The organism is Actinomadura sp. BRA 177 (assembly GCF_013372625.1).
Taxonomy (GTDB): domain Bacteria; phylum Actinomycetota; class Actinomycetes; order Streptosporangiales; family Streptosporangiaceae; genus Spirillospora.
The window spans coordinates 1-16712 of the sequence record NZ_JABXFD010000254.1; the positions used below are offsets into that span (position 1 = coordinate 1).

Here is a 16712-nt window from a genome sequence, read left to right on the forward strand (position 1 = left end):
CCCGCGCCGCCCTCCTGGGCCGGCCCTGGATGCCACCCGACCCGGCCACCGCCTGAACACCCATCCGCGTTGCGCTCACGCAACGCCATCTCGCCATGCCTCAAAGCGCCTGCGCTGAATGCTTACCATCTTCCGTGTCCGCTGTGACCGGCGAGTAGTAGTTCCCGAATATCTTGCACTCTACGTGGCGTCGCCTAAGGGGAGGGCATATTTCGCGCGAATTGCTAAGCAAACATCCAATCTAGCCACCATCAACTCGACTGAACTCAAGGCGATGCCCGTGCCGTTGCCATCGCTGGACGCCCAACGCAAATTGGTGGCCTCACTCAAGGCTTGTGGTGAGGCGGTCCGGGCTGTCAGCGAAGAGCTCTCGTCAACAGAGAGTCTGCGTGAGGGTGTGATGGAGGACTTGTTGAGCGGGCGGGTGCGGGTGTAGCGGTCAGGCGGGCATTTGGGCTCAGACTATTTTGCCTTCGCCGGTGGCGGAGGGGCGGGTGCCGGTCTTCTTGGCGTAGGCGAAGATGATGCCGATGCCGCGGCCGTTATCGGCAGTGAGGGACGGCGGGCTCGGGGTTGGGAGTTCGCCCAGCACTCCAGGAGGAGCGTCCCTTCGTGTAGGGCCGGACCGCCTCGTCGAAGCAATCGCCGTCCTGCAAAACCACCGGACCGCCCAGACCGCCCGAGGGTGGAATGGGTCAGTGATCGGCTAGCGGTTTGTCATGATGGGTGTCGGGAGTGTTCAGGAGCGCATCGCGGGAGGCGGAGGTGTTCGGCCATGCCCCGTCGGCCGTCGAGAGGCGAGGTCGAGCCGTCCGCGTTGCGGAGAGCTCGATTGGCTCGGAACTGGACGCTTGAGGATGTCGCCGAGGAGTTCGAGCTGCGGACGCCGGGAGGCCGTTCCGGGGTGACGCCGAGCATGGTCAGCGGTTGGGAACTGAACCAGCACACCACGAGCATGGGGCATCGCAAGACGCTGTGCGAGATCTACGGGCAGTCGCCCGAGGTGCTGTTCGCCCACCAGGACGAGGGTCTGACACGGGCGGCCCCGAAGTTGCTGACGAGTGTGCCCGAGTTGCAGCGGGCCTTGCTGGAGACGGTGCGGGGTGCCCGGGAGTGCCTGGTTGTGGTGGGGTCCAGATCCCGCGACCTCGTATATCTGAAAACGATCGAAGAGACCCTGGAGCAACGGCCGACCCTTGTGCACTACCGCGTCCTGTTCGGGCCGCCCTTCCACCAGGTGCTTGCCGATCACTTGCTCCGCCTCCTGAAGCTGCGCGATCCGTCTGACCGCACTCATGGCCTGAAGACGGTGCACATTGGTCTCGTAGAAGATCCTGGGACGCCAGAGCGGTTCTTTTGCGCAAGTGAGCGAAGCGCGGTCGTCCCGATACCATCGCTCACCTCACTGGAGGCGTTCGACTCGGGTATCAGCCTGGGCAGGGCGGAGGCTTCCCGGCTGCTGGATCACGGCAGGCAGGCATACGCGGCCGCCCGCCGGATCGAGACCTGTGGGGCCGTCCACGCCCTGGACGTCGTACGGAAGCGAGACGCGACCACATGACTCCCCAGACCGCCGACGAAGCGCTCAAGCTCGCCGAAGACGACCGCGACAGCGTCATCGCCTTGACCCAGGACCTGGTGCGGCTACCCAGCCGTGGCGGCATCGACTCCTACGACCCGGTGCTAGAGCGCATGGAGAACTGGCTGCATGGCCATGGCCTGCCCGCCCATAGGCTCACCGACACCGACGGGCAGAACGTGGCGCTCGTCAGCGAAGTCGTCGGTGACCCGGTCGGCCCCCGCTACGTGCTCGATGCCTGTTTGGACACCGCACCTTTTGGCGACGAGAAGGCGTGGAGCCGACCGCCGACGTCCGGTGACCTTGTCGACGGGTGGATGCACGGTCGAGGAACGAGCGACTCCAAAGTCGGCGCGGCGGTCTTCGCTCATCTTGCTGCACGCTTGAACGCCGTCGCCGGCGGACTAGGCGGGAGCCTTGTCCTGCTGTTCGACGTGGATGAGCACACTGGCGGGTTCGGCGGCGCGAAAGCCTACTTCGAAGGCTCGGACGCACCCCCGCGGGTGGATGGAGTGATGATCGGCTATCCCGGGATCGACCATGTCGTCATCGGCGGTCGCGGCGTCCTGCGAGCACAGATGCACGTATACGGGGTCGCGGCGCATTCGGGCTCTCGTTCGTCCTCGCCCAATGCGATCACCAAAGCCGCCCAACTGGTGTCGGCGTTGCATGCCGTTGAGCTCCCCGATACAGCAGGCGAGACGTTCCCGCTACCGGCCAAGCTCACCGTCACAGCCATCACCGGAGGCCAGGGCTACTCCACCGTTCCAGATTTGTGCATCCTGAACGTCGACATCCGGCTGACCCCAGCCCTTGCCCAGCAGGATGCCGTGGACCTCTTGCATGCCCAAGCGGCGGCCGTCGACGCGGCGTGGCCTGAAACCAAGAGCACGAGCATCGACTTCACCACCCGCTGGCCCGAATACGCACTTCCCGACAGCTCTCCGCTGCGGGCCGCTCTCCTGGACGGCGCCCACGCCGTTCGTCTCGCGCCCACCGCGAAGATCGCCGGGCCATCGAACATCGGGAACTACCTGGCCGGCCTCGGCGTCCCGGCAACAGCCGGATTCGGTGTCGACCACATCGGCCTGCACGCCACCGACGAACGGATCCGGCTGGACACCATCGAACCCGTCCAGGCCGCCTACCAGCTCGCCCTGAACGTCCTGTTCGCCGCTGACCAGCACGAACGGGGCTGCTGACGACAAACGGTCGGTACATCGTCGATAACTGACCGACAACCGGACCGCTGGAGCCTCCCGCCAGACCGGGCGATCGTGCAAACGACAGCCCCGAGTTCCCTGGGAGGAACCGATGAGCCCACTGCTGCTTGACCCCGTCCTGGACGACCTCGCGCCGCCCGAGGCCGCAGCCGACATCGAAGGCGATCTGTTCACTGGCCCGGTCCTCCTGATCGTCCAGACCCCCATCGACGCGCACCAGACCAAGAAGCGGTCCGGGTCCTCCGACGGCGCCCAGACCTACGACACCCCCATCACCTGACCGCGCCTGTCGTAGAAGCCTGTCCGGACGCGGGCCCGGGTCGTCCACCGGCCGGGCCCGCCCCCCTGCTTGGAGGAGTGCGCGTGCTCACCTTCCGACTCACCCCCTATGCCTCGGCCACCTGGGTCTGGACCGGAACCGTCTACGCCACCACCGACCGGACCAGCCGGATCGCCCCGTTCGGCCACCCGATGCTGGAGCACCTCGCCGTCACCGACGGCGCCCGGACCCTGATCACGGTTCGGGAACGGCTCGCAGGCCGCGGTGACGCCGACCCGCACTTGCGGATCGTCGAGGTCGGCACCTACGACCGAGCGCGGGCCCTGGCTATCGAGTGGCCGGCTGACTTCGTCCTGGTCGAGACACGCCCCGGGTGTCCGGTCGAAGTCACCGCCGGAGCGGCGCGGACTACGCCGCTGTACCTCGCTGACGGTGAAGGCGTCCTGCATGGCTCGTGGGACATGGCCGACCTCAAGCCGTTCGCCACCGGAATCAGCACGCGGGAAGCGGCCCGGCTGCTGATCTACCAGCCGCGCTACGGCGCCGAGACCCTCTTCACCGGCATCCGGAGACTTACCGAACGCGCCAAGGCCGTCTTCGGTGGCGCCCTCTACCTGCACTACCCCGAGCCTGCTTTGCACGTCCGGCCTCGTGACCTGGCCCCGGCCGGCGACGTCCTGGCCGCCCTCACCCAGACCATCGACGCCGCCTTGGATCTGCGGCCGCTCGACCCGGCGACCACCGTCTTCCACCTGACCGGCGGGTTCGACTCCGGCACCATCGCCACCCGCGCGGCCATCCGCTGGCCCGGCCGGATCACCACCGCCGCACTCCAAGTCATCGGCGCCGGCCGCGCTCAACAGGATCGGCGCCGCGCCCAGATGCGCGCTGCCCTGCCGTTCGGCAAGACCGACCTGCTCATCGACTGCGCCGACGCCCCGCCGCTACATCCTGAGTGCCTACGCGTCCGCGGCGAGGCAATCAGCCCTTACGAGGAGCCGCTGTTCCTGCCCTTCTACCGGCTCACCGGCCTGATCGCCGACCACGGCGCCCAAGCGCTGGTGACCGGGCTCGGCGGGGACGAGATGGTCGCGCTTTCGCCCGAGGAGTCCGAGGCGGTCGCCGCAGCCAACGCCCACATCAGCGACAGACTGCCCTGGCTCGGTGCGGACGCCCGCCCCGCCCTGTGCTACAGCGACGACGCCATCGCGCCTCCCGCGATCGTGAACGCGATCACCCTTCTGTCCTTGGAGACCACGGCGCCCCCGCTGCTGCGAGCGGGGCTCTGGCCGATCCACCCGTTCACCCATCCCGCCATGATCAAGTTCGGTGAGCAGCTTCCGCTGCACTGGCGAGAGTTCAAGAACCTGCAACGCCGCCACATGGCTGCAGTGGGCATGAGCGACGAGGTCTGCAACCCGATCGAGCGCGAGTCGTTCGTCTGGCTCGTCGAACACTCCCTCAAGACCTACGGCATCCCGATCCTGGAACGGATGCTGGCCGACGGATCAGCGCTCATCGACGCCCGCCTGGTCGACCCCGATGGCTTGAAGGCCACACTCGCCGCCGTCCAGGACGAGCCCTACGACGAGGAATTCCACGCCAAACTCCTCCAGGTCGTCGACCTGCACCTGGCGACAAGCGCCTACCTGTGAAACAGCTCCGTGAGGTCGAGCCGCTCGGCCTCACGGGCCATCATGAACAGCCGATGCCCCTTGAAGTCAGCCTCGCGGACCAGGTCAAAGCCCTGGGCCAGGTAGTACTTGGCGAGCTCGGCGAACATGCAGTCCCGGCGCGCCCAGTTCAGCCCCAACTCCGCGGCGCGATCGACCGCCCACCACGCCATCAGCGTCCCCGGTCGCAGATGACGGAAGGCCGGGTCGGTCACCGAAGTCGTCATGTAGAGGGCCGGCTCGGCCTTTTCCTGGTCGGTCCAGCCCCACGGCGGCCCCTGCTCCTGCAGCGTCGTCCGTCCGATGATCTGCGAGCTGTCCTGCTCCAGCACCCACACGTCGCCGTACGGGCTGTCGCATTGCGACACCAGGTCGTCCAGCCGTGGCCGCCACGACGGCATCCCGCGCTCTTCCATCCACGCACACCGTGCAGAGATCATTTCCCGCACCGCAGGACGATCAGCAGCCGTCGCAGGGCGCATCACCAACATGAACCCCATCCTGCCTCCCCGCCCGGCATGGCACGCGGAGAACGATCATTCGCGGCGGATTCGGCGAGAGCGGCCGAGAGAACGCCTCACGCAAGATTCTTCCCACGCACCGAACCGAGGGCGGACATTCAAAGCGCTCAACACGTTGAATTGAACAGGGAAGCGATCGGCTTCGGGTCCGACGATCAGATGGGCATCTGGGCCCAGACGATTTTTCCCTCGCCGGTGGCGGAGGGGCGGGTGCCGGTCTGCTTTGCGTAGGCGGAGATGATGGCGAGGCCCCGGCCGTTCTCGGCCGTGAGGGACGGAGGGCTCGGGGTCGGGAGTTCAGGGGACGGGTCCCAGCACTCCAGGAGGGGCGTCCCCTCCTGGAGAGCGCAGCGGAGGCGGAGTTGTCGGCCGCACGCGGCCGCGACGGCGTTGGTGACCATCTCGCTCATGACGAGGGTCGAGTCGTTGATTACTTCGCGGGTGAAGCCCCAGTTCGTGAGCGCGTAGCGGACGAGTTCGCGGGCCAGGACGACGGTCGACGGCACGGCGAGGAGGGTGAGGCGCACCTCCGGGATGCCGGGCGCTGGAGTGACGAGGTCAAGATCATTCATTGAGGGCCATCCTCGGGTTTTTGAATTCTGGCCTCACTTTGCGTGGTCGAACGCTAACGTGTTGTGTATTACAGTGCAGTCAAGACACTTGTGGGTGAGTGATGAGCGTGCGCGAGTCCATTGATCCGCGGTCCTCACTGTGGGCCTGGCTGGCCTTTGACCTGTGGTTTTATCGCACGTAACGCGGTCTCTCGCTTGCCCAGGTGGCCATGATCGTCAAGTCGACCCGGGGGACCGTATCGAACTGGGAAGCTGGGCGGTTTCGGCCGAGTGACACGTGCATGAAGCGCCTCGACGAGGCATGGGACACGGGTGGGCACTTCGAACGCCTCCACATGTTCGCCTGTGCGGGACATGACCCCGACTGGTTCCGGCAATACGTCCAATACGAGATGGCCGCAGAGATCATCAAGATCTTCCACGGCAAGAACGTCCCGTTGCTGGTGCAGACGGAGGCTTACGCGCAGGGCGTGCTTCGTGCAGCCGGGCACGTGCACGAGGCAGAGGTGACCACGAAGGCGCGTATGAAGCGCCAGGAGATCTTGACCCGGGACGACCCGCCATATCTTTGGATTCTCATGGACCAGGAAGTCCTTGACTGTCCTGTTGCTGGCCGGGAGGTCATGAGGGAGCAGCTGGCACGCCTTCTCGAAGTCGCGCAGCTGCCGCACGTCTGCGTGCGGGTTGTTCTCCGCGAATCAGGTTGGCACCCTGGGCACGACGGTCCGTTCCAGGTGCTGCGGATTCGTGGACGTGAGGTCGCGTATGCCGGCGCGCAGATCGGTGGGCGTTTGATCGAGGCCGGAGACCAAGCGGACATCCTGGCGATACGGTTCGATCAGATCGGAGCGATGGCCCTCTCTCGGGCGGCTTCGAGGGATCTGATCGAGCAGACGATGAGGACGTACGAATGATGACTTGGCGAAAGAGTTCCTACACCGGTGGTGGGAACGACGAAGCATGTGTGGAGCTGGCGGAGTCGGGCGAGCGGGTGTGGGTGCGGGACTCCAAGGATCCGGACGGGGAGCGGCTGACGTTCGGGCGGGACGCGTTCGCCGGGTTGCTGGAGCGAGTGAAGCGTGGAGAGCTCCGCCTGTAGCGGTAAATGTCCACATAGTTGAGAATTCCGTGGCGCGTGGGGATGCGGAGCGGAATGATGGGTTCACGGTGAGCATGCCATGCGCTGACGTGAACGGGGGACGCTGGTGTCCGGGCCCGAATACCTCCAGGTCGAAGCCCCATTGCTTGCGCAACTCCGCGATATGGGCTGGGAGCATCTGGCCGGGGCGTCACCCGAGGAGTTCGCGCCGACGGACCCGGCGGCCTCCGGGCGCGAGTCGTTCGCCGAGGTGGTTCTCGAAGCGCGGCTCAAAGCGGCCGTTCGCGAGATCAACCTCGGTCCGGACGGGAATCCGTGGCTGGACGAGGGCCGGATCTCCCAGGCGATCTCCGAACTGAGGCACATCGCCGCGACCGGCCTCCTGGAGGCCAACGAGAAGGCGACCGAACTCCTGGTCTCCGGCGTGACCGTGCCCGGCCTGGACGGCTGGGACGGCGGCCGGGACCAGCGTGTCCACTTCATCGACTGGACGCACTGGCAGCGCAACGACTTCACGGTCGTCTCGCAGTTCCGGGTGGACGTCCCCGGCACGCAGGGCCGCAAATTCCTCGTCCCCGACGAGGTGCTGCTCGTGAACGGCATCCCCCTGGTCGTCGTGGAGTGCAAGAAGCCGGGCCGGGGCGACGCGATCACCGAGGCCGTGACGCAGATCCGCAAGTACGCCGAACGGCATCGCACGCGAACGCCCGTGGGCAACCGCAAGCTGTTCCACACCGTCCAGCTCACCGTCGCGACGTGCGGTGAACGGGCACGGCTCGGGACGTTCACCGGCGACGTCGAGCACTACATGCCGTGGCGTAGCGCCTATCCCACGACGGACGCGCAGATCGCCGCCCGGCTGGGATGCGACGAGCGGTCCGTGACCGAGCAGAACCGTCTCGCCGCCGTGGTGCTGCATCCGGAACGCCTACTTCAGATCGTCCACGACTACGTCACGTTCATGACGCTCGACGACGGGACCCGGATCAAGGCCGCCCCGCGCCACCAGCAGTACCGCGCCGTCGAACTCGCCCTCCACCGCCTCCTCACAGGCGAAACGAAGCCGGAGAACGGCGATCGGGACGAGCGCGGCGGCGTCATCTGGCACACCCAGGGCTCGGGCAAGAGCCTCACGATGACCTTCCTCGTTCGGCGGATGCGGTCGATCCCGGAGCTGGCCGCCACGAAGGTCGTCCTGGTCACTGACCGGACGCAGCTGCAAGGGCAACTCTCCAAGACGCTGCGGCTGACGGGCGAGGACGTCGACGAGGCCAAGAGCGTCAAGAAGGCGAAACGACTCCTGTCCGAACACGGGCCGGGCATCGTCGCCGTGATGATCCAGAAGCAGCAGGACGTGGCCGCGCGGAAGTCCGACAGGGAGTTGAGCGAGTCAGCTCCCTCCCTCGGCGAGCTGAACACCGACGACTCGATCGTCGTGCTGATCGACGAGGCGCACCGGTCGCACGGCTCGCGGCTGCACATGAACCTGCTCGAAGCGCTGCCGAACTGCGCGCGGATCGGCTTCACCGGCACGCCGATCATCATGGGCAAGCGGAAGAAGACGAGCCAGATCTTCGGCCCGGTCATCGACCGCTACCTGCTCGCCGACGCAGAGGCGGACGGCGCGGTCGTCCGCATCTTCTACGAGGGCAACACCGTGAAGGGCGCCGTCCGCGACGGCCGCGACCTCGACGAGGTCTTCGAGGACATGTTCGCCGAGCAGAGCCAGCAGGAGCGCGAGGAACTCCAGCGCCGGTACGCCACCAGGGGCGACGTCCTCGAAGTGGAGGAGCTGATCGAGGCCAAGGCCCGCCACATGCTCCGCCACTACGTCGCCGGCGTGCTGCCCGGCGGCTTCAAGGCCCAGATCGTCGCCAACAGCAGGGAGGCGACGATCCGCTACCGCGACGCCCTGATCAAGGCCCGGAAACGGCTGGTCGCCGAGGCCGAGACGATCCCGTCCCGCCTGCTCGACACACCGCTCGATGAACTGACGCCGCGCCAGACCGTCCTCGTTCAGGCGCACAGGAAGCTCGACCTGCTGCGCGCCATGGACTTCGTCCCGGTCATCTCCCCGGGCACGGCCGACGACGAGGCCCGCTTCGCCGAGTGGACGGACAAGCGCCCCCAGGACGACCGGATCGCGGCGTTCAAGAAGCCGTTCCCCGACGACCTCGGCGAGGGCGACAAACCCATCGGCATCCTGATCGTCAAGTCGATGCTGCTCACCGGGTTCGACGCGCCGATCGAGCAGGTCCTCTACATCGACCGCTCACTCAAGGAGGCCGAACTGCTCCAGGCCGTGGCGCGGGTCAACCGTCCGGCCGAGAGCAAGAAGTGCGGCTACGTCGTCGACTACTACGGCGTCGCCAACCACCTCACCGAAGCCCTCAAGGCGTATGCGGCGGAGGACGTCGACGGCGTCCTGCACGACCTGCGCGAAGAGGTCGCGAAGCTCGACTCCATGCGCCGCCGGCTGCGGGCGGTCTTCACGGAAGAGGGCGTCGACCCGTCCGGGAACACCCTCGAAGCGTGCGTCCTGTCACTGGAGGAAGGAGCGCGGTTCGACCGGTTCGAGGCCGAGCTCAAGCGGTACCTCAGCACGATCGACGTCATCCTCCCCGAGCCCATCGTCCGCCCGTACCTGCCCGACGCCACGCTGTACGCGGAGATCGCGATGCGGGCCCGGCGCCGCTACCGGGTCGACGGCGGCGACTTCGACCCGGGCGTCTACGGCGCGAAGGTCCGGCAGCTCATCGACGAGCATCTGCGGTCGCTCGGCATCGACGAGAAGCTGCCGCCGGTGTCGCTGACCGCCGACGACTTCGAGACGAAGGTCGCTGCCCTGTCGGACGCACGGACCCGCGCCTCCGAGATGGAGCACGCCGTCCGCGACCACATCGAGGTCAACCGGGGCAAGGACCCGCACAAGTACCGCACGTTCAGCGAACGGCTTGAGGAGATCCTGCACGACTACGCCGACAACTGGGAGGTCCAGGCGGCGAAGCTCGCCGGCCTCGTGGCGGAGATGCGCGCCGACCGTCCCGCACAGGAGGACGACCCGCTGAGCCCGCCCGAACGCGCCCTGTACGGGGTGCTGGTGGAGGCGACGGCGCGGGACGGAGTCGTCCAGCCGGAGACCGACCGGTGGTTGTGCGACATCGTCACGGGCGTGTTCGACCTGGCCGTGCGGATGACGCATCGCCGCGACTTCTGGCGCAAGCCCGTCGACCAGGAGGAGTTCCGCTCCCGCGTCGCGCAGTGCCTTGTCGCCAACGACGTGGAGATCGGCCTGGTGACGCCGTTGGCGGACCAGCTCGTGGAAGTGATCGCGCACTGGCACGCGGACATTCCGCGCCCCTGACGACCGCGCGCCGGTGGCGGGACCGTGGGCGTCCGGTGGCAAGCTTGGGCCATGGACGGTTCGGCGGCCGTCGAGATCGTCAAGGTCGGTGATCTCGACGTACAGGTGCGGGTGAGCGAGCGGCGCCGCCACGTCCGGCTGACGGTGGAGCGGGACGCGGCCGTCACCGCGGTCGTGCCGCCCGGCATCGACCACGCCGAACTGGTGAAGATCGTCAAGAGCCGCCGGCGCTGGCTGTACGGCAAGCTCGCCGAACGCCGCGAACTCGGCGAGCCCAGACCGGAGCGCGAGTACGTCTCGGGCGAGGGCTTCCCCTACCTGGGACGCAGCCACCGGCTCCTAATCGTGGACGCGGCCCCGTCCCCCGTCCGGCTGATGCGCGGTCGCCTGGAGTTGCGCCGCGACGCGCTCGACGACCCAGCCGCGGCGCTCATCGACTGGTACACGAGGCGCGGCCGGGCCTGGCTGCCCGAACGCCTCCGCCCCTGGGCGGAACGCATGCAGTGCCCCGATGCCCAACTGCGGGTCCTCCCGCTGGGCTACCGGTGGGGCTCGTGCTCGCGGGACGGACGCCTCAACGTCCACTGGGCGACGATGCAACTGCCGCCCGACCTGATCGACTACGTGCTCGCACACGAGGTCGTCCACCTCCACGAGCACGACCACAGTGAACGGTTCTGGCGACGATTGGAGCGGGCCATGCCCGGTTACTCCGCTCGCCGTGCGCGTCTCAAGCACCTCGGCCCGGATCTGTGGTTGCCGGACCGAGATCGGTGATTCACCCCCTGTTGCGGGGTGGTGAGGGGGAGCGGCGTTTGGCTTTATCCGACCCCATTGACGCTGGCGGCGGCGACGCTGCCGCTGGTCGTGTCCTGCGGTGCCCACCCGGTCGACCTCGCCGACCGTCCGCCCCGCTTGATCACCGCCGGGGGCTCACGCGTCCCCGGCGGTGGCGGCGGCCGGTGCCGGTTCCCCGCTGGTCGGTGTGCCGCCGCCCGAGGCCGTCCCGCGGGTGCCGGTGGCGAGCAGGACGAGCAGTGACGCCGCCGTGAGCACGACGCCGAACCACACGACGCTGGTGACGCCGAGGCTGTCGGCGAACAGTCCGCCGAACAGCGCTCCCAGCGCGATCGACGTGTTGTACGCCATCGTGTTGAGCGACATCGCGGCTTCGAAGGTCTCGGGTGCGGCGGCGAGCGTCATGTTGACCTGGGACAGTTGGACGACTCCGAAAGAGAGCCCCCAGAGCACCAGGGCGATGACCGCACCGGCCTTCCCGTCGCCGATCGTGAGCAGCAACAGCAGTGCGGCCACCAGCCCGAGGGAGCCGACGATGAAGCTGCCCCGCAGGTTCTTGTTCACCGTGTACCCGGCGATGAAATTGCCGACCGCACCGCCGATGCCGAAGACGATCAGTACGACGGTGATGAAGGCGGCCGAGGCGGACGCGCCGTCCTCCAGGAACGGGCGCACGAACGTGTAGGCCCCGAAGTGGCCGAGCACGAACAGCACGACGATGCACAACACAGAGCGGAGCGGCACGTTCTTCACCGGGAGCCCGAAGACCTCGCGGACGGAGACCGCGTTCGCTGAGGGCAACGAGGGAACTGTTGCGGCGACCGCGACGAGCACCAGCAGGCTGAGGCCGGCCCAGATCAGGAACGTGTCCCGCCAGCCGGTGAGGTTCTCCAGGACCGTCCCCAGCGGTATGCCCACCACCGTGGCGATCGAGATGCCGGACATCACGATCGCGGCCGCCCTGCTCGCGTGGCGTTCCGGGAGGAGACGCATCGCCATGCTCACGCCGATGGCCCAGAACACGCCGCTGGCGAACCCCATGAGCAGCCGGGTCGCCAGGACCAGTGGATAGTTCGGCGAGATGGCGGTGACGAGGTTCCCCAGGGTCAGTACGGCCAGGAGCACGCACAGCAGCACGCGCCGGTTGACCCGCCTCGTCCAGGCCACGATGAATGTGACGCCGAGCCCCGCCGACACGCCGTAGAGGGTGACCATCAGCGCGGCGACTCCTACCTGGATGCCCAGGCTCGTGCTCAGCGGAGTGAGCAGGCCGACCGGCATCAGTTCCGTGGTGAGGAAGACGAACAGGCTGGCCGTGATCGCCGCTACCCCGAGCCACGCCCGCAAGGGGTCTTCCTGGTGTTGTCCGGTCATCGCCAACCTCTCAACGTTGAAATGTTTAACGTTGAGGACGTTAGGCCGGGTGATACCTTGATGTCAAATAGTTCAACGTTGAGGAGTCCGTGTGGCGCGTGATGCCGTCGACCTCGTCCTGGAACAGTGGGCGGGCGCTCGCCCCGACCTCGACGCGTCCCCGATGCGGATCCTCGGCCGCCTGTCCCGGGTGACCCGGATCGCCGAGCGCGAGCTGAAGAACCTCTTCAACGAGTTCGGCCTGGAACGAGGCGAGTTCGACGTCCTCGCGACCCTCCGGCGCGCGGGCTCACCCAGCGGCATGACCGCAGGGGCGCTGGCCCGCTCCTCGATGGTGACCTCGGGCGCCGTCACCAACCGGCTCGACCGGCTCGTCGCGAAGGGCTACGTCACCCGCGAGTTCGACCCCGCCAACCGGCGGACCGTCATCGTCGCCCTCACGCCCACCGGCCGCGACCTCATCGACCGCGCCGTCGTCGCCCACGTCGAGAACGAGCGCCGCATCCTCGCCGCACTCGACGACCGCCAGCAGGACGATCTGGCCGCGACCCTGCGCACCCTCCTCCTCAGCCTCGGCGACGAGGCGCCCTAGGCGTCGCCGCAGGTCACCTCGGGGTCACGGCAGCATTCGCCCAAGGACCGGCCCGCACCTGAGCAATGCGTGACATTTCTTCGCATTTGTCGTAAATGTCACCGTCGCAGTGCCGCCGTTCCCGATCCCCCTCGGGGCGCCCCCCGCCCTGGCCGGGAACGGCCGCGGAAGGGCTCCGCCGATGCGACGCCTGCTGCTGTTCCTGCTACCGGCCGTCCTGGGCGCGGCGCTGATCGCCGTCCTGGACGCGCCGGCGTCCGCGACCCCGCCCAACATCCCGTCCGCCGCCACGGCCGCGAGCCGCCTGGCCGCCCTCACCGTCGCCGCCGAATCGCACGGCAGCACCTACAATCGCGACCTGTTCCCGCACTGGATCACCATCTCCGGCGCCTGCAACACCCGCGAGACCGTCCTCAAGCGCGACGGGACGAGCATCGTCACCAACTCGTCCTGCTACCCGACGTCCGGCCGCTGGTACTCGCCCTACGACGGCGCCACCTGGACCGCCGCGTCCGACCTCGACATCGACCACATGGTGCCGCTCGCCGAAGCATGGGCGTCCGGCGCCTGGGCCTGGACGACGTCCCGCCGCCAGACCTACGCCAACGACCTCGGCGGCCCCGAACTGTGGGCCGTCACCGACAACGTCAACCAGTCCAAGAGCGACAAGGACCCGGCCGAGTGGCAGCCGCCGCGAAGCGCGTTCCGCTGCACCTACGCCCGCGCCTGGATCCAGGTGAAGTGGTACTACGACCTCACCGTCGACAGCGCCGAGAAGAGCGCCCTCACCTCAATGCTCAACACCTGCTGACCCGTCCCGCCCCCGCCGCCCGGCACCCCGGCCCCCGGGCGGCGCGGTGACGGCGCCTCCCGTTGAATGGCATTCTAGAATCAACTTCAAATTCTAGGGAGGTGCCTGATGGCGGTGGATCCGACCGGTGCGGGGCTCAAGCGGTTCCTTGCGGAGGACCCCGGCGGCCCGGTGGTCATGCTGAACCTCCTGCGCTTCCGGGAGGGCGGGGAGAAGAGTTACGCCCGCTACTCGAAGGTGGTCGGCGAGACCATCCTTCCTCGCTACGGCGCAGAGGTCCTCTACTACGGCAAGGGGTCGACCGCTCTGGTCGCCGAGGACGGGCGGGAGTGGGACGCCGTCCTGCTCGTGCGCTACCCGTCACGCGAGGTGTTCGCCCAGATGGTCGCCGACCCCGACTTCCAGGCCGTCGCCCACTTCCGCACCGAGGCGCTCACCGACGCCGTCCTTCAGGCGACCGCGCAGGTCGGCGGCTGAGGCGGCCCCACGGCTTGGCCACGGCGAGGACGGTGGCGAAGGTCAGGGCCGTCAGGGAGACCGCGGGCGGGAAGAACAGGTTCGAGATGAACGCCGGTTCGGGGGTGCCCGAGGTCAGGGTGCGGCCGTAGTCGTTCACCTCGTCCATGCCCGGTTGCAGGAGCACCAGGATGAGGGTGCACAGGACGAGGTTGAGGACGAGCTTGATCGCGACCCACCAGTAGCGCAGCAGGCCCCAGCGGGTGCCCAGGCCCAGGACCAGGCCGGTGACCAGGCAGATGAGCCCGGACGTCAGCATCGGCCATACGACGAAGGCCGCCAGGGCCTGGTAGGCTAGGCCGCGCACGTCGTCGGACGTGCCGAAGCGTCCGGTCAGCACCAGGACCGCCACGATGACGTCGATCCCGATCCACGCGCCGGCGGACACGATGTGGACGATCAGCGTCGTCTTGCGCCATCCCCTGCCGAGCGGGATGCGGGCATCCGGTCGGCGGAGGGTGGCGCGGGTCTTCTCCTGTGTCGTCATCTCCATGTCCTTTCGATCAGGACATGACGATGCCGGTCAGGTTCGGTGCGTGTCGTCCGGTGCGCGGAGGCACCGCTTGTACGACGGGCGGCGGCAGGTGGAGGCGGCGGGTACCACGAGTGGCGTAGTCCGTATGCTGCCCGCCATGAGTGAGGCATTGCGGGTCGCGGTCACCGGCGGGAACCGGGGTGTGGGACGTGCGGTGGCGGCCGAGGCCGTCCGGCGGGGGCACCGGGTGGCGATCGTGGCGCGCCGGCCGGACGCGGGGGCCGCTGCCGCGCGGGAGATCGGCGCGGAACTGGTCGTGGGCGATCTGTCGTCCGTCGCGGCGGTGCGGAAGCTGGCCGGCGCACTGTCCGAGGTCGACGTGCTCGTCCACAATGCGGGGCTCTGGCCCGACCGGCGGGTGCTGAACGAGGACGGCTTCGAGCAGGCGTTCTTCACGAACCATCTCGCGCCGTTCCTGCTGAACCGCCTGCTGGAGGACCGGTTGCGGCGGGTGGTGCAGGTCAGCGCGGCCCTCTACGTCACCGGCAGGGTGGACCCCGGCCGGACGCCCGCGGGGAAGGACTTCCACCTCGTCAACACCTACGCCGGCACCAAGCTGGCGAACCTGATGATGGTCCCGCTGTTCGCCGAGCGCTGGAAGGACACCGGGGTGACGATCGACGCGGTGCATCCCGGCGTGCTGCGGACGGACCTCGGCTCACGTCCCGGCGTCCGCGGGTTCGTGCTGCGGACGATGAAATGGACGCTGAAGCCCGTCTCGATGAGCGGCCCGCCCGTCGCGGACCTGATCGCCGCCGAGGGGACGGGCCGGTACTTCCAGGTGCGCAAGGAGAAGCCGCTCAAGCCGAAGGCGCTGGACGGGCCGCTGGCGGCGCGGCTCTGGGCCGACGCCGAGAAGGTCCTTGACGTCCGTTAGCCGCTCCGGACGGGCGGCGCCGCCCCCGCCATGGTCGGCGAGGGCGGCGGCCGTCTTCAGCGGGTTCTAGTGAAGAAACCCCGGTCCTTCAGGGCCGGGAGGAATCGCTTCTTTCGTACGCGGCGCGCCGGCGCCGCCCGGATCGGCTCCGGTCAACACCTGGGGGTGTAATGCTATAGTCGCGGACTGTGAAATTAGTGGTCCAGGTCAAACTGCTGCCGACGCCCGAACAGGCGGCGGCACTGACCGACACCCTCCACTACGTCAACACCGCCGCCAACCAGGTCGCGGTCCTCGCGTTCGAGCGGTTCGGGCTGCGCAGCCGTGAACTACCCCTGCGCACCCTGTGCTACGGCGACCTCAAAGCGGGCGGGCTCGGCGCCCAGGCCGCCCAGCACGTGATCAAACGGGTCGTGGACGCCTACACCACCCTCCGAGCCAACATCCGCAACGGCAACCTCGGCGGCCCGGCGTCCAAGCGCCGCCGCAAAGCCGAGTCCAAACCCATCACGTTCCGTCCCGACGCCGCGCACACCTACGACGACCGCAACCTGTCGTGGCAGCTGGACGCGGGCACCGTCAGCATCTGGACAGTGGCAGGGCGGCGCAAGCACCTCAAGTTCGCCTGCTCACCTGAGCAGGCCAAGATGCTGGCGGCGCACCGCAAGGGCGAATCGGACCTGGTGCACCGGGACGGAAAGTGGTTCCTGCTCGCCACCTGCGATGTCCCCGAACCTGCGGTGTGCGAGCCGGTCGACTGGGTGGGGGTGGACCGCGGCATCGTCAACCTGGCCACCACAAGCGACGGCGATAACCACCAGGGCCGCCGCCTTTCCCGGTACCGGCGGTGGCAGGCCCGCAAACGCGCCGAACTCTAGGCCAAACGCACCCGGTCGGC

Annotated in this window: 18 protein-coding genes; 13 read left to right on the forward strand and 5 right to left on the reverse strand. The window is 68.0% G+C overall.

Translation table 11 applies throughout. The annotated features are described in order from the left end of the window. Positions 1-457: 457 nt before the first annotated feature. Positions 458-592 (reverse strand): hypothetical protein, encoded by a 135-nt coding sequence (locus tag HUX53_RS40920; protein ID WP_255205117.1) that lies wholly within the window; start codon positions 590-592, stop codon positions 458-460. A 240-nt stretch (positions 593-832) separates the two neighbouring features. Between HUX53_RS40920 and HUX53_RS10400 the strand changes: the two genes are divergently transcribed. The 4 genes from HUX53_RS10400 to HUX53_RS10415 all read left to right on the forward strand — a co-directional run bounded on the left by HUX53_RS10400 (position 833) and on the right by HUX53_RS10415 (position 4737). Further along, on the forward strand, positions 833-1561 hold the full coding sequence (locus HUX53_RS10400; RefSeq protein WP_217919304.1) for a helix-turn-helix domain-containing protein: 729 nt from the start codon (positions 833-835) through the stop codon (positions 1559-1561). Continuing rightward, the gene (locus HUX53_RS10405) at positions 1558-2781 is read left to right on the forward strand and encodes a M20 family metallopeptidase (protein WP_176402953.1); all 1224 of its coding nucleotides are present in this window, start codon (positions 1558-1560) and stop codon (positions 2779-2781) included. The genes HUX53_RS10400 and HUX53_RS10405 overlap by 4 nt, the downstream gene beginning before the upstream one ends. Positions 2782-2893: 112 nt before the next feature. Further along, the gene (locus HUX53_RS10410) at positions 2894-3082 is read left to right on the forward strand and encodes a hypothetical protein (protein ID WP_176402951.1); all 189 of its coding nucleotides are present in this window, start codon (positions 2894-2896) and stop codon (positions 3080-3082) included. 83 nt (positions 3083-3165) lie between these two features. Then, positions 3166-4737: an asparagine synthase-related protein gene (locus HUX53_RS10415; protein WP_176402954.1), complete on the forward strand. Its 1572-nt coding sequence runs from the start codon at positions 3166-3168 to the stop codon at positions 4735-4737. Here HUX53_RS10415 and HUX53_RS10420 read toward each other — a convergent pair. Together HUX53_RS10420 and HUX53_RS10425 are read right to left on the reverse strand one after the other, a co-directional pair. Beyond that, positions 4728-5255: a GNAT family N-acetyltransferase gene (locus tag HUX53_RS10420; protein ID WP_309237153.1), complete on the reverse strand. Its 528-nt coding sequence runs from the start codon at positions 5253-5255 to the stop codon at positions 4728-4730. The two genes, HUX53_RS10415 and HUX53_RS10420, sit on opposite strands and share 10 nt — an antisense overlap. 176 nt (positions 5256-5431) lie before the next feature. Further along, positions 5432-5848, reverse strand: coding sequence for an ATP-binding protein (locus HUX53_RS10425; RefSeq protein ID WP_176402955.1), 417 nt, complete (start codon positions 5846-5848; stop codon positions 5432-5434). Between the two features lie 281 nt (positions 5849-6129). On the opposite strand from HUX53_RS10425, the gene HUX53_RS10430 reads away from it, so the two are divergent. From HUX53_RS10430 to HUX53_RS10445, 4 genes are all read left to right on the forward strand, one after another. Further along, positions 6130-6762 carry a DUF5753 domain-containing protein gene (locus HUX53_RS10430; RefSeq protein ID WP_176402956.1) on the forward strand — a complete coding sequence of 211 codons (633 nt, stop codon included), beginning with the start codon at positions 6130-6132 and terminating at the stop codon, positions 6760-6762. Next, complete coding sequence (locus HUX53_RS10435; protein WP_176402957.1) at positions 6759-6947, forward strand: DUF397 domain-containing protein; 189 nt, start codon at positions 6759-6761, stop codon at positions 6945-6947. Before HUX53_RS10430 ends, HUX53_RS10435 begins: the two co-directional genes overlap by 4 nt. A 106-nt stretch (positions 6948-7053) precedes the next feature. Next, positions 7054-10311 carry a type I restriction endonuclease subunit R gene (locus HUX53_RS10440; RefSeq protein WP_176402958.1) on the forward strand — a complete coding sequence of 1086 codons (3258 nt, stop codon included), beginning with the start codon at positions 7054-7056 and terminating at the stop codon, positions 10309-10311. 51 nt (positions 10312-10362) lie between these two features. Further along, complete coding sequence (locus HUX53_RS10445) at positions 10363-11088, forward strand: M48 family metallopeptidase (protein ID WP_176402959.1); 726 nt, start codon at positions 10363-10365, stop codon at positions 11086-11088. Between the two features lie 156 nt (positions 11089-11244). On the opposite strand, the gene HUX53_RS10450 is transcribed toward HUX53_RS10445, so the two are convergent. Continuing rightward, positions 11245-12483 carry an MFS transporter gene (locus tag HUX53_RS10450; RefSeq protein ID WP_176402960.1) on the reverse strand — a complete coding sequence of 413 codons (1239 nt, stop codon included), beginning with the start codon at positions 12481-12483 and terminating at the stop codon, positions 11245-11247. A 91-nt stretch (positions 12484-12574) separates the two neighbouring features. Between HUX53_RS10450 and HUX53_RS10455 the strand changes: the two genes are divergently transcribed. From HUX53_RS10455 to HUX53_RS10465, 3 genes are all read left to right on the forward strand, one after another. Then, positions 12575-13075, forward strand: coding sequence for a MarR family transcriptional regulator (locus tag HUX53_RS10455; protein WP_309237154.1), 501 nt, complete (start codon positions 12575-12577; stop codon positions 13073-13075). Between the two features lie 181 nt (positions 13076-13256). Beyond that, positions 13257-13886, forward strand: a complete 630-nt coding sequence (locus HUX53_RS10460; protein WP_176402961.1) for an HNH endonuclease family protein — start codon at positions 13257-13259, stop codon at positions 13884-13886. Between the two features lie 108 nt (positions 13887-13994). Then, complete coding sequence (locus HUX53_RS10465) at positions 13995-14363, forward strand: DUF1330 domain-containing protein (protein WP_176402962.1); 369 nt, start codon at positions 13995-13997, stop codon at positions 14361-14363. Here HUX53_RS10465 and HUX53_RS10470 read toward each other — a convergent pair. Next, entirely contained in the window at positions 14320-14889 is a 570-nt protein-coding gene (locus HUX53_RS10470) for a hypothetical protein (RefSeq protein ID WP_255205118.1), read from the reverse strand. The two genes, HUX53_RS10465 and HUX53_RS10470, sit on opposite strands and share 44 nt — an antisense overlap. A 145-nt stretch (positions 14890-15034) precedes the next feature. On the opposite strand from HUX53_RS10470, the gene HUX53_RS10475 reads away from it, so the two are divergent. Both HUX53_RS10475 and HUX53_RS40925 read left to right on the forward strand, forming a co-directional pair. Further along, a complete protein-coding gene (locus HUX53_RS10475; RefSeq protein ID WP_255205119.1) occupies positions 15035-15814 on the forward strand; it encodes an SDR family NAD(P)-dependent oxidoreductase in 780 nt (259 codons plus the stop codon). Positions 15815-16002: 188 nt separating this feature from the next. After that, positions 16003-16692, forward strand: a complete 690-nt coding sequence (locus tag HUX53_RS40925; protein WP_255205120.1) for a hypothetical protein — start codon at positions 16003-16005, stop codon at positions 16690-16692. The last annotated feature ends 20 nt before the right edge of the window (positions 16693-16712 follow it).